The sequence below is a fragment of the Jannaschia helgolandensis genome (genome assembly GCF_900109285.1).
In the GTDB taxonomy this organism is placed as follows: Bacteria; Pseudomonadota; Alphaproteobacteria; order Rhodobacterales; family Rhodobacteraceae; genus Jannaschia; species Jannaschia helgolandensis.
In genome coordinates, this window is the sequence record NZ_FNZQ01000009.1 from 23,716 (window position 1) to 37,478 (window position 13,763).

Consider the following 13,763-nt stretch of genomic DNA (forward strand, 5'->3'; position numbering starts at 1 on the left):
CTGGAAGCCCGCTTTGACTTTTCAGGCGGCTTGTTCTGACGTCATGGCGGCTTCCTGCCCCACGATCCGGGCCAGAATGCTTCCCGTGTCGATCCCGTCCCCATGCGGCAGGAACACCCGCAACTGGAAGGCGATGATCTCCGTGAAACACCCCATGGCCTTGAGACCTTCAATCATGCCCCGATCCGCACCGCCCAGCTCGAAACGCATCTCGCCTGCGACCCGGCGACGGGTCAGGGTCAGACCCCGGCCCAGATCGACTGGCGCGGTGGTGCCGAGGGCGGCGGTCAGCATCTCCTGCGGTGTTTGCGGATTGGAGACGAGGAAGCGTGCGCGCAGCGCGGCCGCACCTTCTTCGCTCAGCGTGCGCCCGATCATGGCGGTCGCCCCGTCCGGTGTGACCCTGTAGATGCGCTCATTGGTGGTCGGAATGTCCTTCCAGATCGGCAGCAGCAGCCCGGTCAGCAGGTAGAGCTTGGTCGTGGTGGTTTTTGGCAGGGATGCGGCCTCGGCATCCCAAAGCCGTGCAAACTCGGGCCTGTCGATGTCTTCCCAGGCCGAGGACTCGAACCGCGTCTCCTCGAGGTAGCTGGACCCGTTTGGCCTCACCGCCTTGCGCATCAGCGTGACGATGTCCTCGTCATACATCTGCATGGGCCGCGCCGAGATGAGCGCCGCGCGACCGGAGGCGCGATTGACCATCGGCAGCTTATCGAAATTGCGCGACATGGCCTCTTCGGCCCCAAGGACGTGGACCGGGTCGGTCACCTCCAGCCCGATGATCCGCGTCACGGCGCCGGATTTCGGGCAGGTCCAGAGATCCTCTGTGGAGACCTGCTCGATCTTTTCGCCACGCAGGGTTTCCACGCCGAGATCGAGCGTGCCCGCCGCGCGCGCCCGTTCCGTCTGATCGGCAATCCGGCGCATGAACTCGGCAAAGAGTGCGTTCTGCATGTGGATGGGAAGGGCAAGCACCCGGTTGAGAAACCGCTGGATCGGGGGAAGCTCCTCAAGGAGCACCCCGTCCTTGTCGATCAGCCGCAGGGCTGTCCAGTCGGTGAAGCTCTCGTAGCTCATCGCCTCAGCGCGCCCGGCGGCAAGATCGGCGAAATACCCGCGCAGCGCGGCCCGTGCGATCGGGCTTTCCAGATTGTCCTCCTCCCGGAACATGCCCTGCGAGCCGGTCTCGCGCTGACCCTTGGTCAGGGCCCCCAGCTGGTCGAGGCGTTTGGCTATAGTCGACGTGAAGCGTTTCTCGCCATGCACATCAGAGGTGCAGACCCGGAAGAACGGCGCGCTGACCTGGGCAGAGCGATGCGTGCGGCCGAGCCCCTGGATGGCCGCATCGGCGCGCCAGCCGGGCTCCAGCAGGTAGTGCCGCCGCCGTTTCTGGTTCTTCGCCGTTTGCGCCGCGTGATAGGACCGGCCCGTACCGCCCGCGTCGGAGAAGATCAGGATATCCTTTTCGCCGTCCATGAAGGCTTGGGTCTCGGACGAATTGCTGCTGGCGCTGCGCTTCTCGATGAAGAGATGGCCATCCGAGGCCTTGAGCGGCCGGATAGATCGCCCTGTCACTTCTGCCACGGCCTCGTCGCCAAAGGCCCAGAGGATCTGATCGAGCGCCGAGGGGATCGGGGCGAGCGTCATCAACTCCATCATGGCCGCATCGCGCAGGGCGAGCGCCTCGCGCGAGACAATGAGCGCCCCGGTCTCATCCCGTAAAGGTTCCACCACCATATTGCCGTCGATCTCGACCAGCTTTTGCGCATGAATCGGGAAGGCCTGTTCGAGGTATCCCAGGACGTAGTCGCGCGGCGTTAGCGCGCCCTCGACCAGCTCGTCCTCCTGGTCCATCGTCTCAAGCCGGCGTTTCAGCAGACTCTCGCCCGTCGAGACCACCTGGATGACGCAAGCCTTGCCCGCCGCCAGATCGTCCTCGATGGCGCGGATAATGCTTGGAGCCTTCATGCCCATCAGGAGATGGTTGAAAAAGCGCTGTTTCGTGCTCTCGAAGCGGGACTTGGCCGAGGCGCGTGCGGCCGACGCATTGGTCTCGCCCGAGGCGTCGTTGACGCCGGTCGCCGTCAGCGCGGCTTCGAGATTGTGGTGGATCGTGCGAAAGGCTCCCGCATAGGCGTCGTAGATCTCGATCTGGGCCGGTGTGAGCGCGTGTTCGAGCACGTCATACTCCACGCCATCAAAGCTGAGGGCACGCGCCGTGTAGAGGCCGAGCGTCTTAAGATCACGCGCGACCACCTCCATGGCAGCAACGCCGCCGGCTTCCATCGCCGACACAAAGCTCTCGCGGCTCGGGAAGGGGTATTCGGGGCCCTGCCCCCAGAGCCCCAGCCGCGCGGCATAGGCCAGGTTGTGCACGCTCGTGGCACCCGTGGCCGAGATGTAGAAGACGCGAGCGCGGGGTGCTGCCAGTTGCAGCCGTAGGCCAGCAAGGCCCTGCTGGGAGGGTTTGACTCCCCTGCCCTGCTCGGACCCGGCCGCGTTCTGCATGGCATGGGCCTCATCAAAGGCCAGTACGCCTTCAAAGTCTTCGCCCATCCAGTCGAGGATCTGGCTCAGCCGTGTGGTGCCGCATTTGCCCGCGGACCGCAGCGTGGCGTAGGTCACGAAAAGGATCCCGTCGCCCATCGGGATGGGCTGGTCGGGTTTCCATTTGGAAAGCGGCTGGATATCGGCAGGCGAGCCGCCGAGATCAGTCCAGTCGCGGATCGCGTCCTCGATGAGCGTGGCGGATTTGGAGACCCAGATCGCCTTCCTGCGCCCGGCAAGCCAGTTCACAAGAATGAGCCCCGCGCATTCGCGCCCCTTGCCGCAACCGGTGCCGTCGCCGAGGAAATAGCCAAGGCGATAGGCACGTGCATCCGGGTCATCATCGGCGCGCGTCAGCTTGGTCTGGTCGTCATCGATGGTAAACCGCCCTGGCAGGTCGCGCCCATGGGCATCATGCGCCATGATGATGGTTTCCAGCTGCGCCTCGGAGAGATCTCCCTCCTCGATCAGCCGTGCGGGCAGCCGCAAGTCATCACTGCCCGTGTTTGAGGGCATAGGCGGGGCAACCGAGGCCATGGCGATGCTTTCAACGAGCGGCGTGGGATGTTCCTGCGCACCCGCGATCTCGATCCGCTGCGGACGGTAGCGCGCATAGATGTCCGAGATGGGCGTGTTGTCGCGCGGGACATCGAAGCTTGTGAAGCTGAGCGGGCGGACGGCATTGGCCCGTGGTTTGGAGGCGGCGACAGGCGCAGCCGCGGTCTTGCGCGGGGCAGATGATGGAACGGTCGGCCGAGCATGAGGGGTCGCTTCAGCCCGTTGGGCGGGGCGCATCTCGGGCCGGGTTGCGGCCACTGCGTCGACAAAAGGAAGGGCTTCATCCAGATCCCGCACAGGGACGCGGATCATCTCGCCGTCCTCCTGCACCTTGTCGAAGACCATCAGCTGGGTTTCGACAGAGGTGCCGAGCTTGCGGTAGACCTGCCCCGGCATCGTCAACGCCAAGCGCGGCGTCAGGAGACCGCAGGCGCGGGACCAATGCGCGGCATCGCGTTCGGGCGTGAATCCCGGCGGCATGATCGCCACAAGCCGCCCGCCGGGTGCCAGACGCTTTGCAGCCGCGATGAGATGTTTGGCGGCGATGTGTTTGTCCCGGGAGCGGTCGACCGAGGAGGCGAAGGGCGGGTTCATCACCACGACGTCGGGTAGAACCGGCGACTGCAGCAGATCGTCGATATGCTCGCCGTCATGGCCCGTCACCTCGCCGCCGAAAACCGCGCGCAGGAGGCGCTGGCGAAAGGGGTCGATCTCGTTGAGCAAAAGCGTGGCACCGGCCCGGGCGGCGAAAGTAGCCAGGGCACCGGTGCCAGCCGAGGGCTCCAGCAAAGTCTCGCCCTTGCGAACGGCTGCCGCCCGCACGACCATTGCCGCGAAAGGCAACGGCGTGGAAAACTGCTGCAGCCGGATCTGCTGCTCTGACCGGCGCGTTTCCGTCAGCAGCCGCGAGGCAAGCAGCTTTGCAGCGGCGATGTCATCTGGCACGCCGTTCCCACGCAGCAACACTTGGACAGCCGCGGCCTGCATCAGGTCATAGGCTATGCGCCAGTCCCAGGCGCCCCCGGCATCGCTGCCACGAAACGTCTCGCGCATGATGCGCGCCAGCGCTGAACTGCGCAGGGGTTGGTGGTCGACCTCCGCACCGATCTGCACTAGGGCAGAGGCGAGGTCAGTGTCGGAGATTGAGAGAGCCGGATTTGCCGGTTTGGGCTTGGACATGGGGGTTTCCTTTGGATCAGGGTCTGAGTTCCAAAGGACAAAAAGCCCGCTCTACACTTTGAAGGCGTAGAGCGGGCAATTTCTTAGCGGAGGGCCTGCACGCCGATCATGGCCACTGCTGCGCAGCATGAAGTACGCGCAAAATGGTCACCATCTCAGGGCTTTCAGCATAAACCACGATGTAGTTTGGCCGAACAACCATCTCCCTAGTCCCGTCCACACGGCCCGCGCGGTACATCTGAGGGCGTTCTGGAAGGAGGGACGTCTTGTGTTCAATCTCGTCTTTGAGAACTTGGGCGGCATCCGGGTTGTCGTCAGAGATGTAGTCAATGATTGCCAACAAGTCGGCGATGGCCGTGGCTTTCCATTCAAGATTTGGCAAGGCGCTTCCCGTCAATCAATGCCTGGGCGTCTTGCATCGCCTTGGCATGGGGCGTTGTGGGCCTTGGATCGTCCAGCGCTTCCTGTACTTTCGCCCGGAACCAGGCATCATAGGCATCCGGATCAGCGGTCAATCCGGCAGGCAATCCGCCTTCTGCGGCCACGCGGGTCAAAAGAATACGCACCGCGTCGGAGAGCGTCAGACCGACGCCCGCAAGTGCGTCCGAAGCCTGTGCTTTCAGCTGATCGTCAACACGAACATGAAGCATGGATGTTTGGGCAGGCATGAATGGTCCTCCAGTTGATGGGAGTGATGTATCTCATTTGAGATACGATTTCAAGTCGGTATTATGTGCGCGCGTGGTTCCGTGGTGTTGTCTCAGCGAGAAACTCAACCACCCTGCCCCGCCAGGAACTCCGCCAGCACAGGACTGGCCGCACCCTTCGCGGAACTGAGCAGCTCCGAACCCGCAAGCGTGGCCTTCGAGAGGCGTACGAGCCCACCGGTTTCCTCGATGCGGTAACAGCGGCGTTTTTGCCGACCCCGCCTGTAGTGGGTCGCGGTGACGATCTGGCAGGTGCTGCCATCGGTGAGCGTCACGGGCGTGGCGAGCCTGATCTTGTCGCCTTCCTCGTAGTCCGGGATTGCAGCCCAATTCCGGCAGCGCTGACGCCAGTCCTGCGCGTAGCTGTCCGGGTCTTTCAGGTCGGAGAGAAGCTCGATCAGCCCAAGGGGAGCACGAGATTCGTTCGGGCCAGCGCTTTCCTCCATGTCCTTGTAGCCCCAGCAGCCGTCATCGTATCGGGTGAGGAAGACAGCCCCGAAAGTTATTGAGCCATCCGCATCGGTCACATAGGCCGCGTCCTCGACAGGGGTGCCGTCGAGATTGGTGACCTTTGCCGCCGCATACCAGGTTGAGCCGACCTTGCAGGCCTTGACCAGTTCGGTTTTGCGCGGGTCGCCCTCGAAAGTGCAGAGCCGGGCGATTTCCGCTTTCTCATCCGCGTAGTTCTGGACGCGGCCGTCGGTGTAGAAAAGCCAACCCATTTCAGAGTCCTTTCTCTCGTTTGGGAAAATTGTTGTCGCCAATGTCCCGAGAGGGCCGCAGGCCCGGCAGGGTATTGGCGATGCTTGTTTGAGAAAGGGCGGGTTACGCCGCCCTCCGGTCATCGAGTTCCATCAGCGCATCGAGCGGCACGCGGTAGGGCTGCATGGCGTCGAAATCCTCGCAATTGCCGCAGTTCTGCACGATCGCGAAGGTGTCGCAGGCATCCTTGAGGATGACCCGGAAGGTGCCGCCGAGGCCCGAGGGCACCTCGTAGGTCCCGCCGATGAGATAGTCCGAGGCCCGGCGCACGAAGACGCGGATGCTGTGGCCATCGGTGGCCAGCCGGATGGCCCCCCGCCCCCGGTCGATGAGCACCTGCACGTCATCCAGGATGTCGGTGTAGAACTGGCCGGTCAGATCGCGAAACGCCATGCGGCGCTGCGCCATCCAGTCGGTATCCCGGAACGGGTTCATGCCATCGGCGAAGGCGAAGGAGGGATCGGCCTGCTCGGTGGTGACGATGCGGGTGGTCGTGCCATCGATGCCGTTCGAGCGCAGATGCACCCCGTTGCCCACGATGAGGATCAGGGCCGGCCTGTCCACGGGCCCGTTCCAGTTGGGCAGGAAGGTTTTGCAGGCGCGCGCATGTGCGATTTGCGCCGCAACAGCGGAGGCAGAGAACTTGAGAATAGCCATGGGGATGTCTTTCCGTTGGGTGTGGGAGGGTCGACCCGCGCGGGGAATGCCTCGCGCGGGTCGCATGATGGCTCAGGCCGCTTGCGCGACCTCGCTGTCAGGCTCCGGGGTTTCCGCAGCGGGCTCCGCCTCATCAAAGGCGACACCGGCGGTCTGCATCATCGGCGGGCACCAGGCGGCCACGGCAGCGCGCTGCGCGTCCGTGAGTGTGGCGAAGGGTTCGGCAAAGAGCTTGTCGCAGAAGGCGACGATCTCCTTCTTGCTCGACGAGGCCAGCGTCACCGCCTCCTGGGCGAGACCCAAATCTTCGCCGAGGATCTTGAGGAGCCAGGCCTTCTTGAAGCGGTTGAAGAGCGCCGCGTTCGGCGTCCAGTGGGCGCGGATGTCGGGCATGATCTCGATCTCAAACGCATGCATCAGGCTGTCGCGCTGCCGGTCCCGGGCAAAACAGGACTGCGTGGTGCTGGCTGTCGCATAAGCGACGAGCTTGGCCTTCTCCCCTGCTTTGAGCGCGCGAAACGCCGCGAACTGATCGGCGGGCGCGCGGGTGTCATCGAGCCAGGAGAGGTCAAGTACATCATGCGCCGCCGCCACCTGCTCGAGCGAGGTCTCGTCGATCTCGTCCATCTTGGCGTGGCTGCGATATTCCTTGCGGGCCTCGATCTTGATCGCCTGCGTGACACTCATGCCGCTGGCCAGAACATCACTGACCAGCTTGAAGAGCGTCACATCAAGCGTGGCCTCCGGATGCAGCGCCATCGCGGCCCCAAGCGCCATGGCTCGCTCGGTCTTGAGGTCCTCAGCCAGTGAAGATGGATAAGTGATTTCGCCCGGGTCCGGGGCCTCCTCCCCGGTCGGATTGGCCGAGGAGCCGCGCGCGCCCTCCTCTTTGACGGTGTCCTCGGGGCGGACGAGACCAACATGGAGCGTGATCTGCCCACCCTGCCACGACGCGATCACCCCAGACCGCGCGAGGTCCTCGGCGCTGTAGGCTTCCTGCAGATCGCGCGCTTCCTCTTCCAAGGCGTCCACGCGCTCGTACAGGGCATTGTAGGCACCGTCCTCGAGCCCCTCATCCTCCATCTCGAGCTGCAATTTCTCAAGCTCGGCGGTGATCTCATCGATGCGCTTCTGAGCAGGCTCATCCGGCTCGATCGGTCCGGGATAGACGCGGCCATAGTCGGCCATGGTCGCGTAGTCATAGCGCACCATCGCATCGGCCCAGGCAAAGCCCAGCCTCATACGGGCGTCCTCGGCGGCTGCACCGAGCTTCTCGAGCAGGATGGTCTCAACCAGAGCCGCATCCTCAAGCACGGAATGCTTATCCAGCAGATCGGCTGCGACGGCGCCGCCGCGGGCCTCGTAGTCTTCGCGCACGAAAGCCCCGATATCGTCGCTGACCTGCACGCCGCGGGATTTGAGGGCCTGACGGACGGTATAGGCCTGCAGATAGCCGCCGTCTTTCGTGAGCGCCTCGAAGACCTCGCGCTGCGCCTCCTGGCTCGGGTGCTCGGCGAAGGCCTTCATCGTGTCGAGCGTGATCACCTTGCCCCGAGCCGCGGCGCGGATGTCGGGGTGGATCAGGCCATAGCGCAACCGGCCTTTCACGGCCGCCACCGTGGTGCCGAAGGTCTTTGCGATCGTCTCGGGCGTCTGGCCGTCGACCTCCATCATCCGGGCGAAAGCCTCGAACTCGTCGATTGCGTTCATCGGTGCCTGGGTGATGTTCTCGGCGAGCGACAACGCCGTGGTGACGTCGCAGTCGTCAGGGACAAGGCGGCAGTCCACCTTGGTTTTCGCAGTGAACCCCTTGCTGGTCTTGTCGGCGATCAGCTCCTTCAGCGCGGCATGGCGTCGGCCACCGGCCAGCACTGCATATTTGCCGTCAAGCTTCTGGACGAGAAGCGGCTGGAGCAGGCCCAGCACAGCGATGCTCGCCTTCAGATGCGCGATGTTCTCGGGATCATAGGTTTCCGGAGAGTTGCTGCGCACATTGGCGGGATGCGGGACCAGATCGCCGATAGCGACGGTGAGAGGGGCAAAGCTTGTGGTCATGGGATATCCTTCCAGGTGGGTGAGGTGTGGCCCGCGCGCTCACGCGCGTGACCAATCCCCGGCTTCAGGGATCACCACGACAAAAGGCCCACTCTCCCTTTGAGGGGGCAGTGGGCCTTCATTGCTTGACGTATAAGCCTTGGGAGGTGTCCCCTCGCCTACCAGTCACGCGCCAACATGATGGTCAGCACGCGGACGGTGGTGGCGGGATTGTCCGGGGTCTCAGCCCCGTAGCGGAAATCCGAATCTGCCTCATAGAGATCGATTTTCCAGAACACGGTCTCGCCCCGGATTTCGACCGCGCCAAAATCGTGCCAACCTTCCGGATCATTCTCAGGCTCGAATGTATCGAACGCACCGGTTGCCTTGACCGCCTCGGCCATGAAGCCATCACCGGCCTCCATAAGCGAGCGGGTGACATGCATCCGGCCCTGGATGGGATGGGCGGGCGGCACTCCAAGGCATGCAAGTTTGCGAAACGCGTCGTTCTGTGTCGCGATCACGGTCGGATCTGGACGGTCTGGCTGGGTTTGGACGGTCATGGACATGTGGATCTCCTTTGAGAAGTTGAAACACCCTTCCCAAAGCCCGCTTTCACTTTTCCGCTTGGCGGAAGGACCAAAGCAGAAGCCCTACCCGAACAGCCCTCTGGCTCTGTAATTCGGGTTGGGGATGGTTTCGATCCAGCCGCCCTGTGCGATGATGCTCTCGAGCGCTGCCGAGAGGGGATAAGCGCCATCGGACGGGCTCCACCAATAAGCTCCGCGTTTGAAGGTGATGATCTTGCGGCAGCCGTCGCTGAAGCAGGCCACCCGCAGCGTCTTGGGTTCCTTACGTGACATGGGAGTCTCCGTTCTCCGTGTGGTCAGGCGGCCTCTGCACTGTGCCCTGCCTTACCCGCCTCAGATTGTGCGATCAGATAGTCACAGGCGCGCTGCGCGTCCGCGGCGTGCTTGAAGATCGCACCCTTGTCCGACCGAAGAACGCGCAACCAGTTGTGGAGGTAGGCGGCATTCATCTCGAGCGTATGCGCCGTGAAGCCGAGCGTCTGACCCAGGAACACCGAGGTCAATTCCGCGACGATCTCCTCGCGCGCATAGGACGTGTTGCCAAACTTCGAGAACCCGAAATCGCGGTTCAGTCGATGGGGAGCTTTCGTGGCATGGGCCTTATGCCGATGTCGGCATAAGACGCATAATGCCGCGCTTCGGATTATGCCGCGCCGACCCTTACAACCTGTTGCGTTGCGGTCAGATCGGCGCAGCATATCGGCATAATTCAGAGCGCTTCGAGGAATGCCAGGAGTTCGTCACCCGGTCGATATCGTCCACCCGTCTGGTCAACCGGCTTTGTCAGAGCCATCGCCCTTTCTTTCAGTTCGATATCGGCGTGGATGTAGACCTGTGTCGTCTCAATCGATTCATGGCCCAGCCAAAGGGCGATAATCGTTCGGTCCACACCGCTCTGTAGAAGCTGCATTGCAGCGGTGTGGCGCAAGACATGGGGTGTGACGCGCTTCAGTCTGAACGTCGAGCTGGTCGAGGCGGCGGTTGCCGCATGTTTCCGAACAATTCGCTCAACCGCATCTCTGCTGAGCGGCCTGCCACGGATGGTTGCGAACAGGGGATCGCTGGGCTCAGTCCGGCACTGCGCAAGCCATGCCTTCAATGCATCCCGACTGTCTGCGCGAAGCGGCGTTGCGCGTTCCTTTCGACCTTTGCCCATGCATCTGAGGTGCGCTCCGGTGCCGAGCTCGACATCGCCAACGCGCAGGCCGATCACCTCTGATACGCGCAAACCCGTCTGTAGCATTGTGAGGAGCAACACCCGATCACGCCGCCCAAACCAGGTCGACTGGTCAGGTGCATTCAGTAAGGCCTCCATCTCATCACGAGTCAGGAAGTCCACGACGCGTTTTTCGTGCCGTTTGGACGGCATCGCCAGCACCTTCTGGCAATGATGCAGCAACTGGGGTTCACAGCCCGCGACATATTTGAAGAACGAACGGATCGCTGCTAGCCGCGTGTTCCGGCTTCGCGCGCTGTTGCCGCGTTCCTCCTCGCAAAAGGTCAAGAACCGCCCGATGATGTCGGCATCGATGTAGGCTACATGCAGCTCAGTCGGCGGCAACCTGGTCTCTGCTGTCGCGTATTTCAGCAAGAGCCGGAAGGTGTCGCGATAGCTGGCGATCGTGTTTGGGCTGGCCTGCATCTGGGTCAACAGCCGCTCGGTGAAGAACCGTTGCACGTAGATGGGCAATGGATAGGTCGCGATCATGATGCGCCCTCCAGTACCCGTCGTTCGGCCCGCGCCGCGGCCAACTGCATCAGCTCGGGCACGGCCTCGATATACCAGAATGTGTGCTTTGGCTCGGAATGGCCGAGATAGGTGCTGAGCTTGTACATTTCGGCCTCGATGTCCCGGCCATCGCGGAACCAGTCCAGGATGGTGTGGACGGCAAATGTGTGCCGCAAATCATGGATGCGTGGCCCATTGCCGTGTCGGTTGAAGGATTGCGGGGATCGTAGGCCGGTGTTTCTGCTGGCCAGCGCGAAGTTGTAGCGTGCCCCGCAATCTCCCGCCGGTTCGCCATCTTCTTTGATGAAGAACGCCGACGACTGGTGCGCGACCAGCCGATCCCGCAACTCGGCATAGTGGGCGAGCCGATGGGCGGTGTCACCGTTGACGGGCAGCTGCCGATCTTTACCATTCTTCGTGTTTCTGAGCGTTAGCACGGCACGGTCAAGATCGACATCCTGTTGATCGAGAGACAAAGCTTCGTTCACCCGCATGCCCGTCACCGCGATCAAGCCGAACAGGGTCTGCCACAAAGCGGCTCGGAGGCCATAGGGTGACGGCAGCCGACCGGCCTCGGCGACAAGTTCCGCGATCTGCCTGGGCGCGTAAATATACGGCACCCGTCGTCGGTATCGGCCTGTGACAAGCTGGCTGGACGGGATTTCGGTCTGATCATCGTGCTCCGCAAGCCAGAAGGCAAACCTGCGCACCATACCAAGGCGATGAGACCAAGTGTTGTTGTCCGCGCTGCCGTAGTTTGCCTTCCAATTAAGGAACAAGGGCGTCGAGATGATTTGGAACCCGTTGTCGTCGGCAAAGCTGACGAACTTGCGGAGGACCCGTTCATCGAAGGATAGATCAAAACCCATCGAACGCCGAAGAACCAGGTACTCGTCAAGTCGTTGAGAAAGCGTCTTCATTGTATTTTCTCCGCCGTCGGCCAGGGACGCGAGATCGAGCGCAAAGCATCGACATCATGTTGCGCATAGATTGTCGTGGTCATCGCAGATCGGTGTCGCAGCACATCCCCGATCTCGGCCAGCGACGCACCTTTTCGCAGCATGTCGGTGGCTAGGCTGTGCCGCAGAATGTGCGTGCCGATATAGGCTTGCGGCGGACTAATGCCGGTCGCGTCATAGGCATCCCGCAAAATCCAGCGAAGGATCTGCGCGTCCTTGAACCTCTTGAACGGCGGTTTCACCGACACGAACAGCGCGCGGTCCGGGCCCCGGCGCTCATTCTTAATGTAATCGACAATCGCCTCACCAACCTCCGCCGACATCGGCATCCGGTCGTGCAACTGCCTCTTGCCGCGGATCAGGATTTCACCAGCACGCCAGTCGATATCGTCCAGTTCTATCGCCGTCACCTCTGGGGGCCGAAGGCCCAGCCGGGCGATCAGCATCAGCATTGCATAGTTGCGTCGGCCCGTTTTCTTGTGGCCGCGTACCACCTCAATGAGCCGGTTGACCTGTTCCGGCTCCAGATACCTCGGAATGCCTGTAGGTTTCGGCTGCCGCGCCTTTGGCACGGCGTTGCTCAGGTTTCGCTCCGTCTTGCCGCTCCAGAACAGGAACTGGAACAGATTACGAAGGTGAGACGGGCCGGTTTTGTCGCGTGGCGCGTTTTGGGCCTCCCGCAGTCGAAGGATGAACCCAGTGATGTCGCCGGGTTTGATCGTATTCAGATCACCCAAACCGGTGCCGAACTTCGCGGTCAGGAACCGGTCATAAAACCGTAGGCAGTGATAAATTGTGTCCTCAGACAAGCCGCGCTGACTGCGAAGATAGGTTTCGTATTCCCGTTTCAGGCAGGCCCTCGGTGACATGTCGAGCGGCGGTTCTGAGCGCGGCGGTGCGCCCGCGTTTTCAATGAGATAATCCCTGAACCGATTGATGCGGTACCGACAGTGCTTTTGGTCTCTCGCAGAAGCCGCACTGATGATCGACGTCGCCAGATGGTCCACACGATCATCGGTCAGCTCAGTGGGACAGACGTCTGCCTCCAGCATCGCCGCCCAAAGCGCCTCGGCTGTGGTTCTGTAATTGGCGATGGAACGGAGGCCGTATCCCTCCGCCTCGATCTGTAGGGCAAAGCGATCGGCATGGCTGCCAGCTTTCAGTTTCCGCCTCATCGTTTGATCTGGGTGCGTATCGTTTTCCATGAGTGTTTCCTTCTTTTGGTTGAAGGTTGCACCTATGGCAGATCGCCGACCCCAATTGCGCAGTTCGCCACGCTCACATGGCGGTTCTGAACTACAGTCTTATGCAGCCGGAAAACGACAAAAACCGCAGGAAACAAGACTTCGCCTGAACAAGCGCGGCATAAACCGGAGCGCGGCATTATGGGCCAGCTCATGGGCCCAGACCCCGTAGAAATTGCGCGGGTCCTGGAACCGCGTGATGGATGGCATGTAAACCTTGTCCACGGGGGGCAAATAATACGCCTCCGTGCCCGTGAAGACGGTTGTGATGTCGATTGCATCGAAAAACGCCTGCATGTGCGGGATGGGCTCGGACTGCGGATGCTCGGGCACGGGCTCCGGGTCAGGGTAGAAGCTGTCGGGCAAGCCCTCGATCTGGCAGGCATTGAACACACGGTAGGATTTCTGGAAGCGGAAGATACGGGCTTCCTCGGAGTGATCATCCCCGTCGCTGTGATCATGCTCATCGCCGGCGTCTCTCCGGCTTTGACCGTAATAAACGACGACAGAGGACTTTTCGCCCTTGCGGACCTTTGCGTCCAACGCATTGGCCTGCGGCAGCGTCATCCAGAAGGGAGAGCTGTGGCCCGCCATCACGGTCCGCATCGTCAGCAGGAAGTTGTTCACTCCCTGGTAGGGTTCCCCGCCCACGCGCAGGGGGCGACAGCTGCCACCTGCGGTCCATGGCTTGCGCCACGGCAGGACGCCGCGCTCGATGATGCGGATGATTTCGTTTGTGATGACCTCTGAGGCATCGAATTTGGGCGTGCGGGATCGGGCCATGGTTGGCGTCCTTT

At 62.1% G+C, this 13,763-nt stretch carries 11 protein-coding genes and 2 pseudogenes; all 13 read right to left on the reverse strand.

The features are described 5' to 3' along the window. Positions 1 to 21: 21 nt before the first annotated feature. On the reverse strand, positions 22 to 4,284 hold the full coding sequence (locus tag BMY38_RS16935; protein WP_092765099.1) for a bifunctional class I SAM-dependent methyltransferase/DEAD/DEAH box helicase: 4,263 nt from the start codon (positions 4,282 to 4,284) through the stop codon (positions 22 to 24). Between the two features lie 106 nt (positions 4,285 to 4,390). After that, positions 4,391 to 4,666, reverse strand: coding sequence for a type II toxin-antitoxin system RelE/ParE family toxin (locus tag BMY38_RS16940; RefSeq protein ID WP_071974127.1), 276 nt, complete (start codon positions 4,664 to 4,666; stop codon positions 4,391 to 4,393). Continuing rightward, a complete protein-coding gene (locus BMY38_RS16945; RefSeq protein WP_044353023.1) occupies positions 4,653 to 4,952 on the reverse strand; it encodes a type II toxin-antitoxin system RelB/DinJ family antitoxin in 300 nt (99 codons plus the stop codon). The genes BMY38_RS16940 and BMY38_RS16945 overlap by 14 nt, the downstream gene beginning before the upstream one ends. 104 nt (positions 4,953 to 5,056) lie before the next feature. Beyond that, positions 5,057 to 5,713: a DUF6927 domain-containing protein gene (locus BMY38_RS16950; protein ID WP_092765101.1), complete on the reverse strand. Its 657-nt coding sequence runs from the start codon at positions 5,711 to 5,713 to the stop codon at positions 5,057 to 5,059. A gap of 103 nt (positions 5,714 to 5,816) precedes the next feature. After that, the gene (locus BMY38_RS16955) at positions 5,817 to 6,410 is read right to left on the reverse strand and encodes a regulator (protein ID WP_092765105.1); all 594 of its coding nucleotides are present in this window, start codon (positions 6,408 to 6,410) and stop codon (positions 5,817 to 5,819) included. Positions 6,411 to 6,482: 72 nt separating this feature from the next. Next, the gene (locus BMY38_RS16960; RefSeq protein ID WP_092765107.1) at positions 6,483 to 8,465 is read right to left on the reverse strand and encodes a ParB/RepB/Spo0J family partition protein; all 1,983 of its coding nucleotides are present in this window, start codon (positions 8,463 to 8,465) and stop codon (positions 6,483 to 6,485) included. 158 nt (positions 8,466 to 8,623) lie between these two features. Then, positions 8,624 to 9,013: a DUF3768 domain-containing protein gene (locus BMY38_RS16965; protein WP_092765109.1), complete on the reverse strand. Its 390-nt coding sequence runs from the start codon at positions 9,011 to 9,013 to the stop codon at positions 8,624 to 8,626. A gap of 84 nt (positions 9,014 to 9,097) precedes the next feature. Next, the gene (locus tag BMY38_RS16970; protein WP_092765111.1) at positions 9,098 to 9,307 is read right to left on the reverse strand and encodes a DUF6330 family protein; all 210 of its coding nucleotides are present in this window, start codon (positions 9,305 to 9,307) and stop codon (positions 9,098 to 9,100) included. Between the two features lie 23 nt (positions 9,308 to 9,330). Further along, a pseudogene (locus tag BMY38_RS16975) lies at positions 9,331 to 9,633 on the reverse strand (zincin-like metallopeptidase domain-containing protein); the annotation flags it as partial. 110 nt (positions 9,634 to 9,743) lie between these two features. Next, positions 9,744 to 10,742: a tyrosine-type recombinase/integrase gene (locus BMY38_RS16980; protein WP_092765113.1), complete on the reverse strand. Its 999-nt coding sequence runs from the start codon at positions 10,740 to 10,742 to the stop codon at positions 9,744 to 9,746. After that, on the reverse strand, positions 10,739 to 11,683 hold the full coding sequence (locus BMY38_RS16985; RefSeq protein ID WP_092765115.1) for a tyrosine-type recombinase/integrase: 945 nt from the start codon (positions 11,681 to 11,683) through the stop codon (positions 10,739 to 10,741). The genes BMY38_RS16980 and BMY38_RS16985 overlap by 4 nt, the downstream gene beginning before the upstream one ends. Continuing rightward, complete coding sequence (locus BMY38_RS16990) at positions 11,680 to 12,897, reverse strand: tyrosine-type recombinase/integrase (RefSeq protein WP_217638829.1); 1,218 nt, start codon at positions 12,895 to 12,897, stop codon at positions 11,680 to 11,682. Before BMY38_RS16990 ends, BMY38_RS16985 begins: the two co-directional genes overlap by 4 nt. Positions 12,898 to 13,107: 210 nt before the next feature. Further along, positions 13,108 to 13,749 (reverse strand): annotated as a pseudogene (locus BMY38_RS16995) (ArdC family protein); the annotation flags it as partial. Positions 13,750 to 13,763: the final 14 nt, after the last annotated feature.